Below are 21,927 nucleotides of genomic sequence, written 5' to 3' on the forward strand. Positions count from 1 at the left end.
ATAACAAGCGGCACCACTGCGCTTGCGGCAATGCTCGATAGTTCGAGGAGTGAGAATTCATGGCCGATCTGATCGTCGTCTACTGGCGCGACATCCCTGCCCAGGTGATCGTCAAGAAGGGCCGGCAGAACGCCAAGCGCGAACTGCCGCTGCGCTTTACCGAGGCGATCGACATGTGCGCCATGCGCACCGGCGCCGGCGGTACAGACGACTATCTGGCCGAATGGCGCAAAGCCGATCCCATTCCGGTCGGCGACGACCTCGAAGCCGAAGTCGAGAAGGCATTCAACGACATCGACACGAGATATGACCGCGAGCGGCTGGTCGCTCTGGTCAAGGCGGGCGGCAAAGAAAATGTCTGAAACCATTCCTGCCAAGGAGAGGCCGGCTGTTACCCAGGCCACTCTGGTCAAGAAGGCAGCGCCGAAATCCGACTACAAGCCGGCCGACGTATCGCCGCAGCGGCGCGTGCAGCGTTCCTTCGCGGTCAGATTATGGTCGGTGCGGCACTCGCGATTACTCGAATGGTTCTACGCCAAATTCGCCGACATGTTCCTGCTCCTCCATCCCTTATGGAAAGGCATAGGCTATGGCCGTGTCGAAGGGCCGATCAAATTTGTCGAGAAGCGCGTCAAGGGCTTCATGTTCGACTGCCGCATGTGCGGCCAGTGCATCTTGTCCTCGACAGGCATGTCTTGCCCGATGAACTGCCCCAAGCAATTGCGCAACGGCCCTTGCGGCGGTGTCCGCGCCAACGGCAATTGCGAGGTCGAGCCCGATATGCCCTGCGTCTGGGTCAAGGCCTGGGAAGGCTCGCAGAACATGGTGCACAGCGACAGGATCCTGACCGTGCAGAAGCCGGTCGACCAGTCGCTGCGTGAAACCTCGGCCTGGCTGCGGGTGACCGCGCAGGCGGCCACCGCGCGCGAAGCCGCCGCTGCCGCCAAGAATGAGGCGGCCAGCACCGGGGCGTCGGCATGATCGGCCGCCAGCGCGACGAAAACCCGGCCGGCATCCACCTGCCGCTCGAACCACTGCCCGGCCACACCTCGCGCGGTCGGCTGGAGCGCGTACTGCGGCGCGGCGAGTTCGCTGTGACGACGGAGCTCAACCCGCCCGACAGCGCCGATCCGGAAGACGTCTACAACAGGGCGAAAATCTTCGACGGCTGGGTCGACGCCATCAACGCCGTCGATGCATCGGGCGCCAACTGCCACATGTCCTCGGTCGGCATCTGCGCACTTTTGACCCGCATGGGCTATGCGCCGATCATGCAGATCGCCTGCCGCGACAAGAACCGCATCGCCATCCAGGGCGACGTGCTGGGCGGGGCTGCGATGGGCGTCGCCAACATGCTGTGCCTGACAGGTGACGGCGTCCAGGCCGGAGACCAGCCCGGCGCCAAGCCGGTGTTCGACCTCGACTGCATGTCGCTCCTGGAAACCTGCCGCATCATGCGCGACAACGGCAAGTTCCTGTCCGGCCGCAAGCTGACGACGCCGCCACAGCTTTTCCTGGGTGCTGCGATCAATCCGTTCGCGCCGCCGATCGACTTCCGCCCGCACCGGCTGGGCAAGAAGATCGCCGCCGGCGCGCAATTCGTACAGAGCCAATATTGCTTCGACGTGCCCATGTTCCGCACCTACATGCAAAAGGTGCGCGACCTCGGTTACACCGAAAAATGCTTCATCCTGGTTGGTGTCGGACCGCTCGCCTCGGCCAAGACGGCAAAGTGGATCCGCTCGAACGTGCCGGGCATCCATATTCCCGATTCCGTCATCAAGCGGCTGGAAGGCGCCCAGGACCAGAAAAAGGAAGGCAAGCAGCTCTGCATCGACATCATCAACGAGGTGAAGGAAATATCAGGTGTTTCCGGCGTTCACGTGATGGCCTACCGGCAAGAGGAATATGTCGCCGAGATCGTCGATGAATCGGGCGTGCTGAAGGGCCGCCAGCCATGGAAACGCGAGATCCGCCGCGACGACCAGATGGTCGCCGATCGGCTCGAGCACATACTGCACGACGATATTACCGAAACGCAGGTGGATATGGTGAAGACCGCGCACTGACGGCGCGGACGGCCACCCATTCGCTTGAACGAAACCAGACAACGATATAAAGAAATCTTTATATCACGGCGGAGAGAATTTATGACCCGTACCATCGTCGCTTCGGCGACACGAGAAATCATCATCGGCTTCGACCAGCCGTTCTGCGTGATCGGCGAACGCATCAACCCGACCGGCCGCAAGAAGCTGGCCGCCGAGATGATCGCGGGCAATTTCGAGACCGTCATCAGGGACGCATTGGAGCAGGCAGCCTGTGGCGCCACCATGCTCGACGTCAACGCCGGCGTCACCTCGGTCAATCCGAACGAGACCGAACCCGGCCTTTTGGTGCAGACGCTGGAGATCGTGCAAGGGCTGGTCGACCTGCCGCTGTCGATCGACAGTTCCGTCACCGCCGCGATCGAAGCCGCACTCAAGGTTGCCAAGGGCCGCCCGCTGGTCAACTCCGTCACCGGCGAGGAAGAAAAGCTCGAAGCCATCCTGCCGCTGGTCAAGAAGTACAACGTGCCTGTCGTCGCCATCTCCAACGACGAAACCGGCATTTCGATGGACCCGGACGTGCGTTTCGCCGTCGCCAAGAAGATCGTCGAGCGCTGCGCCGATTTCGGCATTCCGGCGCATGACGTCGTCGTCGACCCGCTGGTGATGCCGATCGGCGCGCTGGGCGATGCCGGCCGCCAGGTCTTCGCGCTGCTGCGTCGCCTGCGTGAAGAACTCAAGGTCAACACCACCTGCGGCCTGTCCAACATCTCTTTCGGCCTGCCGCATCGCCACGGCATCAACGCCGCCTTCATCCCGATGGTGATCGGCGCCGGCATGACCTCGGCCATCATGAACCCGGTGCGGCCGCAGGAAATGGAAGCCGTGCGCGGCGCCAATGTGCTGAACGGCACCGACGAGAACTGCACCAACTGGATCCGCACCTACAAGGATTACAAGCCGGCCGAAGGCGGCCAGGCCGTTGCCGCCCCGACGCAAGTCAATGCGCCGGGCGACGGCGCCGGCAATGGCGGCCGCCGCCGTGGCGGTCGTGAGGCCCGGATGGGCCGAGGATAAGCGCGCAATCGTGAATTCACCTGCAAACATCACCGACCCGCTCGTGCTGTTCATGCCGTCGGGCAAGCGCGGGCGGTTTCCTGTCGGCACCCCGGTGCTCGATGCCGCGCGCCAGCTCGGCGTCTATGTCGAAAGTGTGTGCGGCGGACGCGCCACTTGCGGGCGTTGCCAGATCGAAGTGCAGGAAGGCAATTTCGCCAAGCACAAGATCACCTCCTCCAACGACCACATCACGCCCAAGGGCGCCAAGGAAGAGCGCTATGAGCGCGTCCGCGGCCTACCCGAACGGCGTCGCCTCTCCTGCTCGGCACAAATCCTCGGCGACCTCGTCATCGACGTGCCGCAGGATACGGTCATCAACGCGCAGACCATCCGCAAGGATGCCGACACCAGGGTCATCGCCCGCGATGCGGCGATCCGCATGTGCTATGTCGAGATCGAAGAACCCGACATGCACAAGCCGCTTGGTGATCTCGACCGGCTGAAGATCGCGCTGATGCACGATTGGGGTTTGAAAAGCCTCGATTTCGATTTTTATCTGCTGCCGCAGGTGCAAGGCATCCTGCGCAAGGGCAACTGGACCGCGACCGCCGCCATCTACAAGGATGCCGACTCTGAGACAGCGCGCGTCGTAGCACTTTGGCCCGGCCTCAAGAACGAAGCCTATGGGCTGGCCTGCGACATCGGCTCGACCACCATCGCCATGCATCTGGTGTCGCTGCTGTCGGGCCGCGTCGCCGCCTCGTCGGGCACCTCGAACCCGCAGATCCGCTTCGGCGAGGATCTGATGAGCCGCGTCTCTTATGTGATGATGAACCCGGACGGCCGCGAGGGCATGACGGTCGCCGTGCGTGAGGCCATCTCGGGTCTCGTTGACAAGGTCTGCGCCGAAGGCAATGTCCAGCGCAACGACATCCTGGACAGCGTCTTCGTTGGCAATCCGATCATGCACCATCTGTTCCTCGGCATCGATCCGACCGAGCTTGGCGGTGCCCCCTTCGCGCTCGCCGTTTCGGGCGCGGTGCACATCAAGGCATCCGACATCGGCCTCAAGCTCAACCAGGGCGCCAGGCTCTATATGCTGCCTTGCATCGCCGGCCATGTCGGTGCGGATGCGGCGGCGGTGACGCTGTCGGAAGGCCCGCATCGCCAGGACGAGATGATGCTGATCGTCGATGTCGGCACCAATGCCGAGATCGTGCTCGGCAATCGCCAGCGGGTGGTTGCGGCCTCCTCGCCCACCGGCCCTGCCTTCGAGGGCGCCGAAATCTCCGGCGGCCAGCGAGCAGCGCCCGGCGCCATCGAGCGCGTGCGCATCGATCCCGATACGCTTGAACCGAAATACCGCGTCATCGGCTCTGAACTGTGGTCCGACGAGCCGGGCTTCCTGGAAAGCGTCCAGGCGACCGGCGTCACCGGCATCTGCGGCTCCGGCATCATCGAAGTGGTGGCGGAGATGTATCTCGCCGGCATCATTTCCGAGGACGGCGTCATCGACGGCGGGCTTTCGGCGCGCTCGCCACGCGTTACGGCCAACGGCCGCACCTTCTCCTATGTGCTGAAGGACGGCTCCGCCGCATTGACGGAAGATGGGCCGAAGATCACCATCACCCAGACCGATGTGCGCGCCATCCAGCTTGCCAAGGCAGCGCTTTATGCCGGCACCAAGCTGTTGATGGAAAAGCAGAACACCGAGCATGTCGACCGCATCCATTTCGCCGGCGCCTTCGGCTCCTTCATCGATCCGAAATACGCCATGGTGCTGGGCCTGATCCCGGATTGCGACCTCGACAAGGTCTCGGCGGTCGGCAACGCCGCCGGTGCCGGCGCGCGCATGGCGCTGCTCAATCGCGGCTACCGCCGCGAGATCGAGGACACGGTCAGCAAGATCGAGAAGATCGAGACGGCGCTGGAACCGAAATTCCAGGAGCATTTCGTCTACGCCATGGCGCTGCCCAACAAGGTCGATCCGTTCCCGAAACTGTCGGCAGCGGTGAAACTGCCGCCGCGCAAGACGGTCAGCGAGGATGGCGTTGCCGGCGACGCCGCTCCGCGCCGGCGTTCGCGCGAAGGCCACGAGGGGCGGAGGCGTGGACGGGAATAAGCGGCCCGCCCCCGCCAACACCTTTCGAAACTCATTTGCATGCAAATGTTTCCGGATCGTCTGATCCGGAAACCAAAACGCTGTTTTCGTGAAATTCGCCAGATACATGGCAGGCGCATTCAACCGGAATCGAACGGCAGGCAGGAAATATCTTTCAGCCGCTGCAACGCTCCAGGGGAGACAACGATGTCAATGCTCGAAAGCCTGAGCCGCTATGGCACCGCCATCAGACAAGCCCATGACCGCAGCAAGGCGCGGCGCCTGCTGAACAGCCTGCCGCCCGAAATCCAGAAGGACATCGGCTGGCCGGTGTCGCCGCGATCCAGTGAAAGGGCATCCCTCAGCAGCGCTATCTGGAGCGCCGCGCGCTGATGACCTTCGCCGACAAATGCAAATTGCTCGGCATGCGCCGGGGACCTCGCATGTCTCCGGCGACCACCAGCAACCGGCTGCGAGCCGCACTTTTATCGCGTCGCTGACGACTGCGGCGCGGATCAAACCGCCGTGTAGACGCGGGCGCAAATCTTGACATTTTCAGCCACGGCACAATCTTTCGATTTAGGGGGTTCTCTTAGTCGGCTTTGGCCGAAGTTCGTGTATTCGCATGCCAAGTTTGAAAAGCCATGTCGTGTCTTTTGTCTTGCGGCATAGCCGTAAGCAGGCATTTGCCAGTCCGGAAAATCTGCAGCGCTGGATCGCGGCCGCGCGCAAGACCGAGAACCACCGGCCGCCCGCCTCGCTACACCAGCGTCTCGACATCGAGATGCATACGGTCGATGGCTTCCCCGTATACGAAATCCCACCCAAGTCCGGCGAACAGAAGCGGATTCTCTACTTGCACGGCGGCGCCTATGTCTTTGAAATCACGCCCTATCATTGGCACCTGATTGCCGACATGGCGGATCGGTTGGGCTACGCAATCACGGTGCCGATCTATCCAATCGCCCCCGAACATGATTTCCACGCCATGTTCGGAATGGTTGGCGATGTTTACCGGCAGATGCTCGCCGAGACGGAGGCCGAGGACATCGTCTTCATGGGCGATTCCGCCGGCGGCAACATGGCTGTGGTGCTGACCATGATGGCCGCCGAAGAAGGACTGTCCCTGCCGTCACGGCATGTGCTCATTTCGCCGGGTCTCGACGTGTCGCTCACCAATCCCGCAGTGTTCGAGGCGGAACGCAACGACCCTTGGCTGGGCATAGCTGGCGGACGAGAGGCGATTCGTCTGTACAGTGCCGGCATCGATCCCAGCGACTGGCATATCAGCCCGGTCTATGGAGACCTGTCAGTGCTGCCAAGAACACTGCTTTTGACTGGCTCGCGCGATCTTTTGACGCCCGACAATCTGATCTTCGCGGAAAAAGCCCGCGCCGCCGGCGTTGAAATCGATCTTGTCTATGAGGAAGGCATGTTCCACGTCTGGCCGCTGATCGACATGCCGGAGGCCCGGCGCGCCCGCGAGCGCATCGTCGAATTTCTCGGGGAGAGCCGGATCGTGCAAGACACGAGAGTAAGGCCTGAACAGCGCCCCGCCGAAGCGGCGGAGTAGCTCTATATTGTCGTCCTTACCAGCCGGTCAGAACTTGCCGGTTTCCCGGAACACTTCGAAGGTCGCGCGGATGTGGTCGGCGACGGCCTTGACCGGCGCGCTGGCGTCCGGCGCCACCACCATCGCCAGATTGTAGGTGCCGATGTCGGGCATGCCGTCCTTCGGGCAGAGTTCGACCATGTCGTTGCCGAGAAACGACTTCGGCAGCGGCGCCACGGCGAGATCGGACATGATCGCGGCGCGCTGGCCGGCCGTGTGCGCGCTCATATAGGCGATGCGGTAGTTGCGGCCCTCGCGGCCAAGCGCATCGAGCGCTCCGGCGCGCCAGGCGCAGCCCTCTTCCCAAAGCGACACCGGCAAGGGCTCGCGCAGATGCGCGCAGCCACCCTTGGCGCCGGCCCAGACAATCGGCTCGGTCAGCAGCACCTCGGCGCCGAGCGCGCTGGTCTTGTAGGAATTGGTCAGCAGCGTGATGTCGAGCGCCCGGTCGTCCATGCGCCGGCGCAGATTGCTACTCTGGTCGATGGTGACGTCGACGGCGATCGACGGATGCGACTGCGCGAAACGCTTCAGCACATGCGGCAGCACGCGCTCGCCGTAATCGTCCGGCGAACCAAGCCGCACGACACCGACAATCTCGGGAATGATGAACTTCGACACCACCTCGCGGTTGATCGACAGCAGCCGGCGGGCATAGCCGAGCAGCATCTCGCCGTCCGTGGTCAGCGACACCGAGCGGGCGTCGCGCGCGAACACGGAGCGGCCGAGAATGTCCTCCAGCTTCTTGATCTGCATGGAGACGGCCGACGGCGTGCGAAAGACGGCATTGGCGGCGGTGGTGAAGCTGCCGGTCTCGGCAATCGCCACGAAAGTGCGCAAAACGTCGAGATCGAGCAGTGGCAGCGGATGATTGAGCGGGGCGTTCATGGCAACCGACCTTCAATTTTTCTGATACAAAACATCATTCCATTTCGTTTGATTGAACATCAGATTGGGAGGATAGTCAACTCCATCGAATGAGGCAGCTGCCACAAGCAGCCATGAAACGACCCCGACACAGACCTGCATTCGACACGAAATGAAGTTGAAACAAACCCGACGTAACCAACGCGCTGTCTGGCACCCGCCAGCCACCAAAGGAGAAAGAAATGTCTATCCTGTCGTCTCTTGGTCGCATCGCGACCGAATTCAGCGCGGCACGCGCCCGCTACCAGACCGAGCGCGCCATCCGTTCCTTGCCGATCGAACTGCAGAAGGATATCGGCTGGCCTGAGGCTTCCGACACCAAGACCGGTACTCGCAATGGCATCGGATCCTGGGCTGGAGCAAAGTAGATCGTGTGTACTATGTGCTGAAGGCCTGCCGCGCGAACCGCCCGGCAGGCCTTCTCTATTTTATTTGTATTCAAATGAGTTTTGGAGCCATGTCGCCAACGCATGACGCATATGAGAAAGCCGCATAGCAGCTCCTGTTTTCACTTAATGCCTTGTAAATGATCGTAAATTTTGGGCACCTTGCCCAAATCTATCGCAATCGATGTCGCATTTCATATCAAGCGGTTCGCTTTTGCGATTTAGTTTCTGCTTACACAAGCCTATATCAGCGCCAGCAAACGAGCTGCCCCACTCCATCAAGCGAAGGCGACCCGTCTGAGCAACCGAATGGAGATGATTATGAAGCTTTTTGCCCGCCTCTTTGCCCGCCGCGAAATGAACCTGACCACCGCTCTCGAGCGTCAGCGTCTCGCCAACACCATGCCCGGCCAGACTGGCGCCATGAATGCGGCGCGCCTCGGCTTCGTCGCCTGAAGATTTTCCAGGCAGCGCATCCCTGCCGCTGCTTTAAAATTGCAACGCCGCCTGGCTCCAGCCAGAGCGGCGTTTTTGTTCTGCGCACAGGCTGTACGCTGCCTGTCCCTTGAACAGTTCGTGCCACTTCCGGGCCCCGCTGCACGCCGATTGCCCATTTGCGACCCATGTCGCAAATTTAATCTTGTCGTAGCGGCGTAGCCGATTGACAGACATGGTTTTTCCTGATGTCGCTATGCTATTCGCGACATCCTGTTCGCGCCATGGCTGTGTGAGGTTCCCTTGAACGCCGTAAAGCATCCGATCAAGCGGTCGTTTGTATTCTTCCTTATTCCCGATTTCACCATGATCGCCTTTGCGACCGCGCTCGACCCGCTGCGCTCGGCCAATCGCATGCTCGGCTACGAGGCCTATCGCTGGCGCCTCGCCAGCATCGACGGCAAGCCGGTGCGCGCCTCGAACGGAGTCGAGTGCGCGGTCAACACGTCGCTCGAGGATGAACGCAAGAAGATGGCAGGCCCCGATCGGCCGAACATGGCCATCGTCTGCAGCGGCATCAATGTCGAGCGCTACCAAAACAAGTCCGCCTTCGCCTGGCTGCGCGAGGAATACAATCGCGGCGTCGCCGTTGGCGGCCTGTGCACCGGCGCGCATATCCTCGCCGCCGCCGGCCTGTTGTCCAACAAGCGCTGTGCCATCCACTGGGAGAACCTGCCGGGCTTTTCCGAGGCGTTCCCGAAGGCCAATGTCTTTGCCGACCTCTTCGAGATCGACCAGAACATCTACACCTGCGCCGGTGGCACCGCCGCACTCGACATGATGCTGAAGCTGATCGGCGACGACTTTGACGAGAACCTCGTCAACCGCGTCTGCGAGCAGGTGCTGACCGACCGCGTGCGCAGCCCCACCGACCGCCAGCGCCTGCCGCTGCGCGCCCGCCTCGGCGTCCAGAACTCGAAAGTGCTGACCATCATCGAGTTGATGGAAGGCAATCTGTCGGAGCCGCTGTCACTGATCGAGATCGCCGATCACGTCGACCTGTCGCGCCGCCAGATCGAGCGGCTGTTCCGCACCGAGATGGGGCGCTCCCCCGCCCGCTATTATCTCGAAATCCGGCTCGACCGCGCTCGGCACCTGCTGATCCAGTCCTCGATGCCAGTGGTCGAGGTGGCGGTCGCCTGCGGCTTCGTCTCGGCCTCGCATTTCTCCAAATGCTACCGCGAACTCTACGCCCGCTCGCCGCAGCAGGAGCGCGTCGACCGCAAGCAGCTGCTGGCCGCCTGAGCAGAGGTGTCACGTGAGTACGAGAACGACTCGACCCGAAAGGCTGGCCGACCGGCGCATCTTTCCTCTCGATGTCGAAAAATGGGTAGCGTTCAAGGCGGCTCTGGACGCCCCGAAACGTGATCTTCCTCGCCTCAAGCGTCTGTTGAGCGAGCCAAGTATCTTTCCAGATGATCAGGCTGTGTCGGTCTGACTACGCCTGCGCCGTGCGCATCGCCTCGACCCGAATATCCTCGGTCAGCCGCGCTTTCAGCGCCGAGAATTCCGGGCTGGTCTTCAGCGTGTAATGGCGCGGATGCGGCAGGTCGATGGCGACATCCGACTTGATGCGGCCGGGCCGCGCCGTCATCACGATGACGCGCGAGGCCATGAAGATCGCCTCCTCGATGTCATGGGTGACGAACAGCACCGTCTTTTGGCGCCGTTCCCAGATGCCGAGCAGCAGTTCCTGCATCAGACCGCGCGTCTGGTTGTCGAGCGCGCCGAACGGCTCATCCAGCAACAGGATCTCCGGATCGTTAGCCAGCGCCCGGGCGATCGCCGTGCGCTGTTGCATGCCGCCGGAGAGCTGCTTCGGCCAATGGTTCTCGAACCCTTTCAGGCCGACGAGATTGACGTAGGAAGCGACGACCCCGTCCCGCTCCTTTTCGGGCATTCCGCGTTCGCGCAAGCCGAAAGCGATGTTCTGCGCCACAGTCCGCCAGGGAAACAGCGTGTAGGACTGAAAGACCATGCCGCGATCCGGCCCCGGCCGGGTCACCGCCTTGCCGTCGAGCAGCACACGGCCCTCGCTCGGTGCTTCCAGGCCCGCGACAATCCTGAGCAGTGTCGACTTCCCGCAGCCGGACGGCCCCAGAATAGTGATGAAGTCGTTGGCGGCGACCGCCAGGTCGATCGGCATCAGCGCCTTGACCGGCTGACCGCCGCGCACGCCGGCAAAGGTGCGCGAAACGCCCTCGATGAGAAGCTTGTTCACGCCAGGCTCCACGGAAAGAGCCAGCGGTTGAAGGCCTTGAAGGCGAAGTCGGACAACAGCCCGATCAGTCCGATGACGATGATGCCGAAGATGATCTGACCCGTCGCCAGCCGCGACTGACTGTTGATGATCATGTAGCCGATGCCGGATGACGAGCCGATCAGTTCCGCGACGATGACATAGGTCCAGGCCCAGCCGAGCACCAGCCGCAGCGTCTCGGCGATCTCCGGCGCATTGGCCGGCATGATCACCCGGTTGACGATGCCGCTGTTGGTGGAACCCAGCGTGTAGGCGGCCTCGACCAGATCGCGTCGTGTGCCGCCAACTTTGACCGCGATGATGAGGACGATCTGGAACACCGAGCCGACGAAGATGACCAGCAGTTTTTCCAGCTCGCCGATGCCGGCCCACAAGATGAGCAGTGGGATGAATGCCGACGCAGGCAAGTAGCGGGCGAAGGAGACAAAAGGCTCCAGAAACGCCTCCACCGGCTTCCAGGCGCCCATCGCGATGCCAAGCGGCACCGCGACGACCGAGGCAAGCAGGAAGCCGCCGAAGACGCGCCAGATGGTGATCAGAACGTCGAGCCAGAAACGGTCTTCGACCAAAAGCCGCCAGCCATCCCGCAGCATCGACAGCGGATCGGCGAGGAAGATGCGGTTGACGTGGCCGCCTAGCGTGATCCAAGCCCAGAAGGCCACGAAAAGCACGAAGAAGGAAATGCCGAGCACGGTTCGGATGCCCGGCGAGACTGGATGCAAGGGGCGCATCGTCAAATCGTCGCCATTTTTAAATGGTCCCCATGCTCAAATCGCGCTTTGTCCAAGAGAAGGCGGCAGCGCTAGGCGCCGCCGCTTGATGGTCAAAGGCCGAACGATCAGTTCGAAACCGCGCTGGTGTCAGCCAACGTGGTGACGTCGGGCGCTTCCTTGATCAGTCCCATCTGCAGCAGCAGTTCGCCGGCGGTCTTGGAAAAATCCTGGAATTCCTTGGTGAAGAACTGTTTGTTCTCCGCCCGGTCGGCCCATTTCAGGTATTTCGCCGAATCCTCGAATTCCTTGGCCGACTGTTTCACGTCGGCACCCATGGTCTCGTAGGATTTCTGCGGATCGCTCTTGATCAGGTCGAGTGCATCAAAATAGCTGTCGGCCAGCGCCTTGGCGGCATCCGGATTGGTTTTCAGGAATTCGGGTGTGCAGCCCACCGTGTCGAGCACCATCGGGTAGTCGAGCGTCGTCGCCAGGATATGGCCCTGGTCCGACTTGTCGCGCACCGCCGAGATGAACGGCTCGTAGGTGACGGCGGCGTCGTTCTGCCCGGCGAGGAAAGCTTGCGCCGCCGCATCAGGCTCCAGATTGACGACGGTGACGTCCTTCGTCGACATGCCGTTCTTGTTCAGCACCCAGGCGAGCATGAAATAGGGCGACGTGCCCGGCGCCGATGACGCGACGTTCTTGCCCTTGAGATCGGCGACGGTCTTGATGTTGTTGCGGGCGACGATGCCGTCGGCGCCGTAGGATTTGTCGAGCTGGAAGATCTGCTTGGTGGTGACGCCGCTGGCGTTCCACACCAGCCAGGTCTCCACCGTGGTGGCCGCGCATTGCAGGTCGCCGCTGGCGATGGCGAGCGGCCGGCTCGCTTGCGGCACCTTTTTCAAGGTCACGTCGAGTCCGTGTTTCTCGAAGATGCCCGCCTGCTTCGCAAGCGTCAGCGGCGCGAAGCCTGTCCAGCCGCTGATGCCGATAGTGACCGAGGTGGCAGCCATCGCCGGTGCGGACAGGCCGGCGGCAAGTGTCAGAGTTGCGGTAAGAACGGCGATCCTGTTCATGTCGGTTCCCCTTTTGTTTTTGCTGGGGAATTGTCTCACAGACGCCAATCGGCTTGTCAATGAACAGCTTGGTGAGGCAACCGGCAGGCCCGGCTCTGCTGTCGGCCAATGGCTACCACCACCAGAAATCCATCGTGGCTAATCCAAAATGGCCTCAATAATCGTCGCAGGTGCACTCCGCCGACGATATACGGTCATTCCAGTCGCTGCCGCCGAAATCGCGGATCCGGCGCCGGATCTCGATCGAGCGGCCACCCATCCGGGAGTCCTCATAGGCAATGAGTGTGCAACCGCGGCGCACGATCACCGACGACACACGGTCGTTCCAGAACTGGCCGCCGCGAAAGTTCACGGAATCGTCGGGGCCCATACCGATGGACCGACCGCGAAAATTCGCGTGCTCGAACATCATGCAGGCGGGCTCATCATTGTATTGGGCGCTGGCGGCGTCGGCAAAAAGCACGGACGCGACAGCAGTCAGGATGGCTAGACGTTTCATCTGATGTTTCCTCGGTTTTTGCCGCGGCCCCTCCGACTGGATAGCGCGGTCCGGCCAATTTGCCAATGCTTCGGTCGCCTAGCGGCTGTCAAACATCCAGCTGCGGTTGCGCCACATTTTCTCGCCGACCAGGCAGTCGGTGGCGGGCTTGTCCTGCGCCAATACCATCGGCGGATGCGTGGCTTCTTCTGCCGCCCATTGCGGCGAGGCCGGGCCGGCGAGTTCCAGCACCAGCTTGCGACGGATGGCTTCGGGAAACTGCGTCCAGTCGTTGACCGGAATCATGAAGGCTCCGGGTCCGCCGATGACGCAGTCGCTGTAGTAGCGATCGAGATTGCTGACGTCGTAGGCGCCGGAAAAACCGCCTCGCGTCATCAGCGGCAGGCCGTTGATGACGATGCCTTGCTTGATCAGATCGTCGCGGGTCAGGTTGACCGGCGCGCCTTGATTGTTGGGGCCATCGCCCGAAATGTCGATGACCCGCTTCGTGCCCTGGTAGCCGCTTTCGGCGAACAGGTCATTGCCGAACTCCAGCGCTCCGGAGATCGAGGTGCGCCGCGCGCTGTTGGGCGGCTGAGCGGATAGTTGCGCAACCACCCGCTCGGCGTCGGTGCGGCTGGCGATCACCGTCCACGGCACGATGACGCGCTGCCAGTTGGTGCCGGCCCATTCGACATAGGTGACGGCGATCTTGCCATAAGCGCCATCGGCAATGGCCTGCAGCACATTGTCGTGCGTCAGTGCCGCGGCGTAGCCGTGACGCTGGATCTCGAGTTCGTCCGGAGACATCGACAGCGAGACATCGACGGCCAGCACCAGCTCGACATCGACGGGCTCGTCAGCTTGGGCCGCGGGCGTCAACCAGAGCGTCAGTGCGAACGCGGCGCAGCCTGAAAGGAAATGTCTTGCGCAGGCAAAAGCAGACATGCCGCGAAGGTAAGCGAAAACCGTCGGCTTAAAAAGAGAAAAGCCCGGCCGATGGCCAGGCTTTTGCCTTCATGCCCTTTGCGCCGGCTAGCAATCAGCTGCGCGGCTTCAAATTCTCCGGATCGTAGAGCGGCTTGTAGCCGACAGCCGCCACTTCGACCGGATATGTCTCACCGAAATACTCGATCGTGAGCTTGCGGCCTTCCTGGGCGTACGCCCACGGCAGATAGGCAAGACCGATATTCTTGCCGATGGTCGGGCCATAGGCCATCGAGGTGGTGAAGGACCGCCGGCCGAGTTCGTCGACCAGCGTCTCGCCGGTCTTCGGATCCATCACCGGCATGGTGCCGACGGGATAGCGGGCAACGCCTTTGGAATCGACATTCTCGGTCATCACCAGCGTGCACAGCATGGCCGGTTGGTGCTCGCGGGCGCGGTATTCGACGTGCTTCGCCTTGCCGCAGAAATCGTTCTCCTTGACCTTTGGACGAGCGAGATCCGCTTCGAGCAGATTGTACTCGGTCAGAAGGTCGGCGTTCTGCAGGCGCAGGCTCTTTTCCATGCGGCGCGTGTTGGCATAGGTCTCCACACCGAAAGGCATCACGCCGGTCGAGCGCAGCGCATCCCACACAGCGAGACCGTCCTCGTAGCGCATATGCAGTTCCCAGCCCTGCTCGCCGACATAGGAGATGCGGAAAGCGGTGACGTCCTTGCCGCCGATCCGGACCGGCTTGATCGCCGCGAATGGGAAGTTCTCAACAGAGAGCCCGTCCGGGTTTTCGACCACTTTCTGCAAGGTCGCCCGGGCGTTCGGCCCCCAGATGCCGATGGTCACATAGTTCTCGGTCACGTCGGTGATGGTGACGTCGAAACCTTTGTCCTGTGCCGTGCGGCGCATGTACTGGAAATCGCGCGGGCCAGCATCCGCGCCGTCGATCAAACGACAGCGGTCGGCCATGCGAATGACGGTAAAGTCGGCCCGCACCATGCCTTCCTCGTCGAGGAAGTGGGTGTAGATGCCCTTGCCGATGTTGTTGTCGCCGCCAATCTTGGCTGCGCACAACCATTCCAGCAGCGCGACATGGTCTGGACCTTCGATGTCGTACATGGCGAAATGCGACAGGTTGACGATGCCGCAATCCTCGCTCATGGCGAGATGTTCGGCATTGGAGACGCGCCAGAAATGGCGGTTGTCCCATTCGTTCTCACGCACCGGCACCCGGTTGCCGTATTTCTCCAGGAGATGCTCGTTGGCGGCATAGCCGTGGGCGCGCTCCCAGCCGCCGAGTTCCATGAAATAGCCGCCGAGTTCCTTCTCGCGTTCCCAGAACGGCGAGCGCCGGATATTGCGGGCCTTGGAGAACGGCTCGCGCGGATGTACCGCCGGATTGTAGACCTTCATCGCCGTCTCGGTGCAGCGGTCCCAGATGAACTGCTCCTTGGTCTGGTGCGGATAGAACCGTGCATAGTCGATGGCATGGTGATCGATTGCGGTGCGGCCGTCGGTCATCCAGTCGGCGATCAGCTTGCCCATGCCGGGACCATCCTTGACCCAGATGGCAACGGCATACCACAGACCCCGCACCTTCTGGCTTTCGCCCATCGACGGGCCGCCGTCCGCGGTTACCTGGAGAAGTCCATTGAACGAATGACTCTCATTATAGCCGAGTTCGCCGAGGATCGGCGTCAGTTCCATGGCGCGTTCGAGCGGCGCCAGGATCTGTTCCATGTCGAGATCGCGTTGCGACGGCGAAAGCCGCGCCTGGTCCTTCTCCAGCAGGTCGCGCGGGTGGCAAAGGCGCGGATTGGTCTCTTCGTAATAACCCCATTCGATCTGCCCGCCCTCGGCGGTCTTGGGATCACCGGTGTCGCGCATATAGGCCGAGTTGCCCTGGTCGCGCAGCAGCGGCCAGCCGATCTCCTTGCCGGTGCCGGCGAACTCGTTGTAGGGGCCGAAGAAGGTCAGCGGATGGTCGATCGGCATGACCGGCAGGTCTTCGCCGACCATTTCCGCTATCAGCCGGCCCCAAATCCCGGCGCAGACGACGACATAGTCGGCCTCGATGGTGCCGCGGTCCGTCACCACGCCTGATATGCGGCCGTCCTTGACGACCAGCGACCGGGCCGATGTGTTGGCGAAGGATTTGAGCTTGCCCGACGCTTCCGCCTGGTCGACCAGCTTGCCGGCGACCGTCTGCGAACGCGGGATGACCAGACCGGCATCGGGATCCCAAAGACCACCTTGAACAATCGCTTCTTCGATGAGCGGAAATTTTTCCTTGATCTCGGCCGGCTCGATCAGGCGGGCGCGCGTGCCAAACGCCTTGGCGGAGGCGATCTTGCGCTTGATTTCTTCCATTCGGCTGTCGTCGCCGACACGCGCGACCTCGAGGCCGCCGATACGCGCATAATGACCCATCTTCTCGTAGAAATCGATGGAGTAGAGCGTCGTCCAGCACGACAGGAAATCGTGGCTGGTGGTGTAGCAGAAGTCGGAGGCGTGCGCCGTCGAGCCGATATCGGTCGGGATGCCTGATTTGTCGATGCCGACAATGTCATCCCAGCCGCGTTCGATCAGGTGATGGGCGATCGATGCGCCGACAATACCGCCCAGGCCGACGATGACGACCCTCGCCTTTTTCGGAAACTCTGCCATTGCCCGCGACTCCAAAGTGATAAAGCGGGCGGACTATAGGGCGGAGCGGCAGGGCGATTGAAGCCTGTTTGCGACATTGGCAAAAAGCCGAGCGACCAGACGGCAGAATGCTTCACATCGGGCGCCTGGGGCGGTTCGCTTTTCGGTGGCTAACTCAGGCGAAGGCCCAGATGTCTTCGGCCTGGAAGCCGACCTGATAGCCTGATGTCTTCAGCTTGACCACGACCTGGCCGATCTCGGCGGCCGGCAGCGCGCCAACCTCGACCTTGATCATGCCGGGGCGGTAGCGCTTGAGGTCGAGCTGTTCGAAGACGATCCAGTCGGCGCCCTCGCAATCGATGAGGAAGGCATCGATATGGATGATGCCGTTGCGGTCGAGCAGCGTCTGCAAGGTCTCGGATGGCACCTCGATATCCCTGAGGTGCGGGGCGAACTTGTTGAAGTTGGCGTCGGCCTCGCCCCAGGCATTCTTGCCCGACATCAGATTGGTGTCGGTGACCGACGAACAGCCGATGAATTCGATGGGCAGTGTGCCGGACTCGAGCGCGGCGGCATCGAAGGTGTGGACGGTGATCGTCCCCTTGGCCTTTGTCACCGCCACCGGCTCGATGATGAACCGGCCGGTGTCGGGATAATTGGCGCGCAGCCGTTTCTGATTGTACGGGATCGGCTCGACCAGCATCGCGCGTGCGCCAGCTATGCGGTGCAGCCACGGCGTCACATCGTCGAACAGCGCGCCGTCGCAGGCGCCGACATTGACCATCTGGAACGGCCGCCCTGCCCCACCGAACCGCGCCTTCAGCGCCGCCTTGGCCAGGAACTTCGTGCCGCGCAGCGATGGTCCGCGGTCGAGAACGCCACTGGGAAGACCGAGCGACAGGGCAACGCGCGCCAGGCTGGATAGCGAACTCATGACTTGTCTCCAGGAATGATTTGCATGGCAGCGCGATTCTGACCGCGAGCCGCGGCCGCCCACAACGCCATGAGCGGCGTCGCCAGCAGCAGGAATGGCGGGATCAGATGCGGGAAATAGATGCGCGTGTCGTGGATCGGGAAGACGGTGAACTTCGCCAGCGCGCCGAGCACCAGTGCCGCAAACAGGATGCCGGCGCGGCGGTCGAGGCGGAAGCCGGCGCGGGCGGCGGCAAACCAGCCGGCCAGTGCCAGCACCGACACCCCGACCCAGCTGTTCAGGCTGACGGCACGCAGCAGCGAGGTGGCAAATGCCCTGAGATAGGCAACGATGGAGAATGGCGGCTCGAACCCGTCCATATTGTAATGCTGCTCTATGCTGGAGAACCACAGATGCGGCCACCAGCCGGGATGATGCGCCCAGTGCGAGATGGCAAAATAGGCAACGAGGGAAGCGGCAAAGCCGGCCAGCGCGCCCCACGATTTCTGCCGGAAGGCGACCAGCAGCACGGTAAAAACAGCAAGGAAAACGATGTTGTCCGGGCGCACCATGAAGGCGAGGAAGAGCAGGATCGCGGTCGCCATCTCGCGCCCGCGGACATAGGCATAGAGCCCGCCGAGCAGCAGCGCTGACGTGAGCAGATCCGGCGTCGAAGCGCGCGCCGCATCGCCGAAATCGGCCATGATCAGCACCGCGCCGACCACAGGCGCCAAGGCCAGTGCCCCCTCGGAGCGCAGCCACATCAGGGCGATCGCGCCGAACAGCAGAACCGAGACCACTGAGACCAGGCGCATCGCCTCGACCGGCGACATCACCGCGCTCATCGTCGACAGGACCTCGGCGTAGAGGAACTTGATCCGGTACATGCCGAGCAGCGAATGGAAATCGGCGGCATTCTCCGCCATGTGGCTGCGGAAGCCGCCACCATCGTCGGTCAGCGCCTTGTAGTCGCCTGCGGACACGCCCGATTTGACAGTGTTGTAGGCATAGTCATGCAGCGCCTGTGCATCGGGATAGGTGCCTTCCTCTGATATAGCGAGATAGGGCAGCATGTCCCAGTTGGCGTCGGGCATCACCCATGCCGTGAACGCTGTAAAAAGGATGTAGAGCGCGAAGGCCGCAGCGCCGATCGGTGCCGCCAGCCGCGCATAAGTCCCCTCGCCCCACGCCAGGCCGGCTCCGGTGAGCCGGTCGAGTGGGTTTTGTGGAGCGGGCGACTTGGTCAGCATCGTTGTACCCAGCGAACTCGCTTAACGAACCTGGCTTTTGACGAAATCCTTCACGATCGACACGATGCCGCGCGACAGCAGGCTGTCGAAGGCATCGACGAAGCGGTCGACATGCTCGCGCTGGCAGATCAACGGCGGCTCCAGCCGGATGACGTTTCGGTTGTACTCGGTGAAGGCGACCAGCACGTCGTAGTCGCGCAGCAGCAGCGCGCCGACGAAGCCCGACAGCGAGCCCTTCAGCTTGTCGTCGAGCACGCTGACGATCGGCCGCAGCACCATCGGCAAGGTCTGCGAGAAGTCGTGGAACTCCAGGCCGACCATAAACCCCTTGCCGCGCACATCCTTGATGATCTTGGGGTACTTTTCCCTGAGCGCCTGCAGGCGCTGCAGCAAATAGTCGCCGGTGACGGCGGCATTGTCGATCAGGCCCTCGTCGTAGAGCACGTTGAGCCCTTCGATCGAGGTGACGCAGGCCTCGCCCATTCCGCCGAAGGTCGCCATGGCATGGATCATCGCCGTTTTCGGCGTGCCATAGGCCTTCATGTAGACCTCGCGCCGCGCAATCATCGCGCCGACCGCCGCCTTGCCGGCGCCGAGCGACTTGGCCAGCGCCGTCACATCGGGAACGACGCCGTAATGTTCGAAGGCGTAGAAGCGGCCCGAACGGCCGTAGCCGCACTGAACTTCGTCGGCGACCCACAGCACGCCATACTGGTCGCACAACGCGCGCAGCTTCTGCCAGTACTCGGCAGGCGCCTGGATGATGCCGCCGCCGCCCTGGATGGTTTCCAGCACGATGACGCCGACCTCCGGGTCGGAACGGAACAGGCGCTCGACCGCCTCGATGTCGGCAAACGGGATGCGGACCGTGTTTTCGGCCACCTTGAAGTCGGCGCGGTAGAGCTGGCCGTCGGTGATGCCGAGCACGCCCTTGGTCTTGCCATGGAAGGAATTCTCGGCATAGACGACCTTCGGCCGCTTCGGACCGGCGGCGCGCTCGGCGAGCTTAACCGCCGCTTCCATCGCTTCCGAGCCGGACGAACCCAGAAACACCATGTCGAGATCGCCGGGCGAGCATTTGGCGATGTTGTGCGCAAGTGCCGCCGCATATTGCGACATGAAGGCGATGGCGATTTCCTGGCGCTTCTCCTCCTGGAATTTCTTGCGTGCTTCCAGGATGCGCGGATGGTTGTGGCCAAAGGCCAGCGAACCGAAGCCGCCGAAGAAGTCGAGGATCTTGCGGCCGTTCTGGTCGATGTAGAACATGCCTTCGGCACGCTCGATCTTGATCTTGTGGAAGCCGAGCAGCTTCATGAAGTGCAGCTGGCCGGGGTTGAGATGCGCCTTGAACAGGTCGGTCATCTCTGCGACGTCCATCGCCTTGGCCTGCTCGACACTGATCAGGTCGGGCTTGGCGATGGTGGCGGGCGACAGCGCCGGCGCACTGACCATGGTGCGCGCATTCGTCTGTTCGGGCTTGGCCATGACGGTCATTTCAATCTCCTGTCTGCACGCACGACCGCAATCGTGCGCAACGAAAGCTGTTTTGCGAGCCGCTATTCGGCGGGCACATGTGTGGTGGCGACCGCGAGACCGGCTTTCTTGGCGCGGTACTCGCTATAGGCGGCGATCAGCATGTCCTCGTCGCGATATTGCGGCGCCCAGCCGAGCTGACGCCCGGCCTTGGACACGTCGAGCACGCATTCCTCGTCGGCGATCAGATACTGTTCTGGGTCCATGATCGGCATGTTCATCAGGTCGAGCAGGTCCAGCGTGCGCTTGACCGCCCAACCCGGTGTCGGGATCAGGATCGATTTCGAGCCGGCATGCCTGATCAGATCGCCGAGCAGCTTCTTGACCGGCGGTGGATTGAGTGAGCCCAGATTATAGGCCTCGTTTGGCACGCCGGCCTTCCAGGCCGCGCGGGCGGCTTCGGCGCAGTCGAACACCGAGATGAACTGATAAGGGTTCCTGCCCGAACCGATCATCGGCACCGGAAAATTCCAGTCGATCAGCTTGAACAGTTTTTCGAGAATGCCGAGCCGGCCGGGACCGATGATCAGACGCGGGCGAAACAGCGAGATCGACATGCCGCGCTTGCGCCACTCGGCCGCCAGCTCCTCGGTCTTCTGCTTCGACCAGCCATATTCGCCCAGCGGCGCCACCGGGTGCTCCTCGGTCATAGGCTGCGTGACCGTGTGGCCGTAGATCATGTCGGTCGTATAGTGGACGAGTTTTGACGCACCGGCTCCGTCCATGGCCTGCATGATGTGCTCGGTGCCATGGAAATTTACAGGGAAGAAGAAGTCATGCCGCTTGGCGCGCACCTGGATCGGCGACAGCATCTTGGCCGACAAATTGTAGACCATGTCGTCGGCCTTCAGCCCAATCGCGGCGACCGAGGCCGGATCGGTGACGTCGCATTGGATAAAGCGGACGCTGCGGTAATGCGGCAGGTCGCTCTTGACGATGTCGGCGACGACAACCTCTTCACCATCGGCCACAAGCTTCGGGGCAAGATGGCGGCCGACGAAACCGTCACCGCCGAAAATCATATGTCTCATCGAACGATCTCGTTTGCTTGGATCTTGTCGGGCGTGATGGAAGCGGCCTGGTCCTCATGCCCTTGCCCACCCAAATCCCGGCCACTTTGCGCGATCAGCACCGTGCCGACGCAGATGAAGGCGATGCCGGCGATCCGCCAGCCATTAAGGTCCTCGCGGAAGACGAAATAAGCGAAGATGGCGACGGCAACATAGGCGAGGCTGAGGAACGGATAAGCGAAGGAGAGCTCGACCTTGGACAGCACATAGAGGTGCGAGGCCATCGAGATGACGAAGGTACACAGGCCAAGGAACACCCAGGGGCTGAAGACGATCTGCAGCAGCTTGACGAGCGGATTGACGCCCTCGAACGAGATCGGTCCGAGCGACATCATGCCTTGCTTCAGCATCAGCTGCGCCGCGGCATTGGTCATGACTGTAAAGAGAATGAAGACGATGTATTTCATGAGTTCCAAGCCACCC

23 protein-coding genes are annotated in these 21,927 nt (G+C 62.1%); 11 read left to right on the forward strand and 12 right to left on the reverse strand.

Annotation, left to right across the window (positions count from 1 at the left end; all coding sequences use genetic code 11):
* Positions 1–59 precede the first annotated feature (59 nt).
* The 7 genes from LB559_RS20165 to LB559_RS20195 all read left to right on the forward strand — a co-directional run bounded on the left by LB559_RS20165 (position 60) and on the right by LB559_RS20195 (position 6,781).
* Positions 60–362, forward strand: coding sequence for a virulence factor (locus LB559_RS20165; RefSeq protein WP_013531170.1), 303 nt, complete (start codon positions 60–62; stop codon positions 360–362).
* Positions 355–981 (forward strand): methylenetetrahydrofolate reductase C-terminal domain-containing protein, encoded by a 627-nt coding sequence (locus LB559_RS20170; RefSeq protein WP_013531169.1) that lies wholly within the window; start codon positions 355–357, stop codon positions 979–981. Before LB559_RS20165 ends, LB559_RS20170 begins: the two co-directional genes overlap by 8 nt.
* The gene (locus tag LB559_RS20175; protein WP_063168204.1) at positions 978–2,069 is read left to right on the forward strand and encodes a methylenetetrahydrofolate reductase; all 1,092 of its coding nucleotides are present in this window, start codon (positions 978–980) and stop codon (positions 2,067–2,069) included. The genes LB559_RS20170 and LB559_RS20175 overlap by 4 nt, the downstream gene beginning before the upstream one ends.
* Before the next feature lie 81 nt (positions 2,070–2,150).
* Complete coding sequence (locus LB559_RS20180) at positions 2,151–3,125, forward strand: methyltetrahydrofolate cobalamin methyltransferase (RefSeq protein ID WP_013531167.1); 975 nt, start codon at positions 2,151–2,153, stop codon at positions 3,123–3,125.
* Positions 3,076–5,229: an ASKHA domain-containing protein gene (locus LB559_RS20185; protein ID WP_224674841.1), complete on the forward strand. Its 2,154-nt coding sequence runs from the start codon at positions 3,076–3,078 to the stop codon at positions 5,227–5,229. Before LB559_RS20180 ends, LB559_RS20185 begins: the two co-directional genes overlap by 50 nt.
* A gap of 186 nt (positions 5,230–5,415) precedes the next feature.
* The gene (locus tag LB559_RS20190; RefSeq protein WP_013531165.1) at positions 5,416–5,601 is read left to right on the forward strand and encodes a hypothetical protein; all 186 of its coding nucleotides are present in this window, start codon (positions 5,416–5,418) and stop codon (positions 5,599–5,601) included.
* 232 nt (positions 5,602–5,833) lie between these two features.
* Positions 5,834–6,781: an alpha/beta hydrolase gene (locus tag LB559_RS20195; RefSeq protein WP_127370350.1), complete on the forward strand. Its 948-nt coding sequence runs from the start codon at positions 5,834–5,836 to the stop codon at positions 6,779–6,781.
* A gap of 27 nt (positions 6,782–6,808) precedes the next feature.
* On the opposite strand, the gene LB559_RS20200 is transcribed toward LB559_RS20195, so the two are convergent.
* A complete protein-coding gene (locus LB559_RS20200) occupies positions 6,809–7,708 on the reverse strand; it encodes a LysR substrate-binding domain-containing protein (RefSeq protein WP_013531163.1) in 900 nt (299 codons plus the stop codon).
* A gap of 221 nt (positions 7,709–7,929) precedes the next feature.
* Between LB559_RS20200 and LB559_RS20205 the strand changes: the two genes are divergently transcribed.
* The 4 genes from LB559_RS20205 to LB559_RS20215 all read left to right on the forward strand — a co-directional run bounded on the left by LB559_RS20205 (position 7,930) and on the right by LB559_RS20215 (position 10,066).
* Positions 7,930–8,115, forward strand: a complete 186-nt coding sequence (locus LB559_RS20205; RefSeq protein WP_013531162.1) for a hypothetical protein — start codon at positions 7,930–7,932, stop codon at positions 8,113–8,115.
* A gap of 339 nt (positions 8,116–8,454) precedes the next feature.
* A complete protein-coding gene (locus LB559_RS32910) occupies positions 8,455–8,589 on the forward strand; it encodes a hypothetical protein (RefSeq protein ID WP_013531161.1) in 135 nt (44 codons plus the stop codon).
* A 345-nt stretch (positions 8,590–8,934) separates the two neighbouring features.
* Complete coding sequence (locus LB559_RS20210; protein WP_348625597.1) at positions 8,935–9,873, forward strand: GlxA family transcriptional regulator; 939 nt, start codon at positions 8,935–8,937, stop codon at positions 9,871–9,873.
* A gap of 13 nt (positions 9,874–9,886) precedes the next feature.
* Entirely contained in the window at positions 9,887–10,066 is a 180-nt protein-coding gene (locus LB559_RS20215) for a DUF1778 domain-containing protein (RefSeq protein ID WP_224674842.1), read from the forward strand.
* Here the strand turns inward: LB559_RS20215 and LB559_RS20220 are convergent, their stop codons facing one another.
* The 11 genes from LB559_RS20220 to LB559_RS20270 form a co-directional block, all read right to left on the reverse strand.
* Positions 10,067–10,849 carry an ABC transporter ATP-binding protein gene (locus LB559_RS20220; protein WP_224674843.1) on the reverse strand — a complete coding sequence of 261 codons (783 nt, stop codon included), beginning with the start codon at positions 10,847–10,849 and terminating at the stop codon, positions 10,067–10,069. It lies immediately after the preceding gene.
* The gene (locus tag LB559_RS20225; protein ID WP_013531157.1) at positions 10,846–11,619 is read right to left on the reverse strand and encodes an ABC transporter permease; all 774 of its coding nucleotides are present in this window, start codon (positions 11,617–11,619) and stop codon (positions 10,846–10,848) included. Before LB559_RS20225 ends, LB559_RS20220 begins: the two co-directional genes overlap by 4 nt.
* 107 nt (positions 11,620–11,726) lie before the next feature.
* The gene (locus LB559_RS20230) at positions 11,727–12,677 is read right to left on the reverse strand and encodes an ABC transporter substrate-binding protein (RefSeq protein ID WP_024501319.1); all 951 of its coding nucleotides are present in this window, start codon (positions 12,675–12,677) and stop codon (positions 11,727–11,729) included.
* A gap of 154 nt (positions 12,678–12,831) precedes the next feature.
* Positions 12,832–13,176 (reverse strand): peptidase inhibitor family I36 protein, encoded by a 345-nt coding sequence (locus tag LB559_RS20235; RefSeq protein WP_024501320.1) that lies wholly within the window; start codon positions 13,174–13,176, stop codon positions 12,832–12,834.
* 78 nt (positions 13,177–13,254) lie between these two features.
* Positions 13,255–14,103 (reverse strand): DUF1194 domain-containing protein, encoded by an 849-nt coding sequence (locus LB559_RS20240; RefSeq protein WP_024501321.1) that lies wholly within the window; start codon positions 14,101–14,103, stop codon positions 13,255–13,257.
* 94 nt (positions 14,104–14,197) lie between these two features.
* Entirely contained in the window at positions 14,198–16,759 is a 2,562-nt protein-coding gene (locus tag LB559_RS20245; RefSeq protein WP_013531153.1) for an FAD-dependent oxidoreductase, read from the reverse strand.
* A gap of 154 nt (positions 16,760–16,913) precedes the next feature.
* Positions 16,914–17,672, reverse strand: a complete 759-nt coding sequence (locus LB559_RS20250) for an FkbM family methyltransferase (protein WP_027160515.1) — start codon at positions 17,670–17,672, stop codon at positions 16,914–16,916.
* A complete protein-coding gene (locus tag LB559_RS20255) occupies positions 17,669–18,901 on the reverse strand; it encodes a hypothetical protein (RefSeq protein WP_224674844.1) in 1,233 nt (410 codons plus the stop codon). Before LB559_RS20255 ends, LB559_RS20250 begins: the two co-directional genes overlap by 4 nt.
* Before the next feature lie 21 nt (positions 18,902–18,922).
* Positions 18,923–20,353 carry an aspartate aminotransferase family protein gene (locus tag LB559_RS20260; RefSeq protein WP_224674913.1) on the reverse strand — a complete coding sequence of 477 codons (1,431 nt, stop codon included), beginning with the start codon at positions 20,351–20,353 and terminating at the stop codon, positions 18,923–18,925.
* Between the two features lie 104 nt (positions 20,354–20,457).
* On the reverse strand, positions 20,458–21,465 hold the full coding sequence (locus LB559_RS20265) for an NAD-dependent epimerase/dehydratase family protein (protein WP_027160518.1): 1,008 nt from the start codon (positions 21,463–21,465) through the stop codon (positions 20,458–20,460).
* A complete protein-coding gene (locus LB559_RS20270; RefSeq protein ID WP_024501326.1) occupies positions 21,462–21,911 on the reverse strand; it encodes an EamA family transporter in 450 nt (149 codons plus the stop codon). The genes LB559_RS20265 and LB559_RS20270 overlap by 4 nt, the downstream gene beginning before the upstream one ends.
* Positions 21,912–21,927: the final 16 nt, after the last annotated feature.

The organism is Mesorhizobium sp. BR1-1-3 (assembly GCF_020165455.1).
GTDB classification, from domain to species: domain Bacteria; phylum Pseudomonadota; class Alphaproteobacteria; order Rhizobiales; family Rhizobiaceae; genus Mesorhizobium; species Mesorhizobium ciceri.

Excerpts from the sequence above, each read along its gene's own strand:
- LB559_RS20270 (WP_024501326.1), bottom strand. The coding sequence starts at position 21,911 with ATGAAATACATCGTCTTCATTCTCTTTACAGTCATGACCAATGCCGCG.
- LB559_RS20255 (WP_224674844.1), bottom strand. The coding sequence starts at position 18,901 with ATGCTGACCAAGTCGCCCGCTCCACAAAACCCACTCGACCGGCTCACC.
- LB559_RS20195 (WP_127370350.1), top strand. The coding sequence starts at position 5,834 with ATGCCAAGTTTGAAAAGCCATGTCGTGTCTTTTGTCTTGCGGCATAGC.
- LB559_RS20210 (WP_348625597.1), top strand. The coding sequence starts at position 8,935 with ATGATCGCCTTTGCGACCGCGCTCGACCCGCTGCGCTCGGCCAATCGC.
- LB559_RS20205 (WP_013531162.1), top strand. The coding sequence starts at position 7,930 with ATGTCTATCCTGTCGTCTCTTGGTCGCATCGCGACCGAATTCAGCGCG.
- LB559_RS20165 (WP_013531170.1), top strand. The coding sequence starts at position 60 with ATGGCCGATCTGATCGTCGTCTACTGGCGCGACATCCCTGCCCAGGTG.
- LB559_RS20265 (WP_027160518.1), bottom strand. The coding sequence starts at position 21,465 with ATGAGACATATGATTTTCGGCGGTGACGGTTTCGTCGGCCGCCATCTT.
- LB559_RS32910 (WP_013531161.1), top strand. The coding sequence starts at position 8,455 with ATGAAGCTTTTTGCCCGCCTCTTTGCCCGCCGCGAAATGAACCTGACC.
- LB559_RS20200 (WP_013531163.1), bottom strand. The coding sequence starts at position 7,708 with ATGAACGCCCCGCTCAATCATCCGCTGCCACTGCTCGATCTCGACGTT.
- LB559_RS20190 (WP_013531165.1), top strand. The coding sequence starts at position 5,416 with ATGTCAATGCTCGAAAGCCTGAGCCGCTATGGCACCGCCATCAGACAA.
- LB559_RS20170 (WP_013531169.1), top strand. The coding sequence starts at position 355 with ATGTCTGAAACCATTCCTGCCAAGGAGAGGCCGGCTGTTACCCAGGCC.
- LB559_RS20225 (WP_013531157.1), bottom strand. The coding sequence starts at position 11,619 with ATGCGCCCCTTGCATCCAGTCTCGCCGGGCATCCGAACCGTGCTCGGC.
- LB559_RS20230 (WP_024501319.1), bottom strand. The coding sequence starts at position 12,677 with ATGAACAGGATCGCCGTTCTTACCGCAACTCTGACACTTGCCGCCGGC.
- LB559_RS20250 (WP_027160515.1), bottom strand. The coding sequence starts at position 17,672 with ATGAGTTCGCTATCCAGCCTGGCGCGCGTTGCCCTGTCGCTCGGTCTT.
- LB559_RS20240 (WP_024501321.1), bottom strand. The coding sequence starts at position 14,103 with ATGTCTGCTTTTGCCTGCGCAAGACATTTCCTTTCAGGCTGCGCCGCG.
- LB559_RS20185 (WP_224674841.1), top strand. The coding sequence starts at position 3,076 with ATGGCGGCCGCCGCCGTGGCGGTCGTGAGGCCCGGATGGGCCGAGGAT.
- LB559_RS20260 (WP_224674913.1), bottom strand. The coding sequence starts at position 20,353 with ATGGTCAGTGCGCCGGCGCTGTCGCCCGCCACCATCGCCAAGCCCGAC.
- LB559_RS20175 (WP_063168204.1), top strand. The coding sequence starts at position 978 with ATGATCGGCCGCCAGCGCGACGAAAACCCGGCCGGCATCCACCTGCCG.
- LB559_RS20235 (WP_024501320.1), bottom strand. The coding sequence starts at position 13,176 with ATGAAACGTCTAGCCATCCTGACTGCTGTCGCGTCCGTGCTTTTTGCC.
- LB559_RS20180 (WP_013531167.1), top strand. The coding sequence starts at position 2,151 with ATGACCCGTACCATCGTCGCTTCGGCGACACGAGAAATCATCATCGGC.
- LB559_RS20245 (WP_013531153.1), bottom strand. The coding sequence starts at position 16,759 with ATGGCAGAGTTTCCGAAAAAGGCGAGGGTCGTCATCGTCGGCCTGGGC.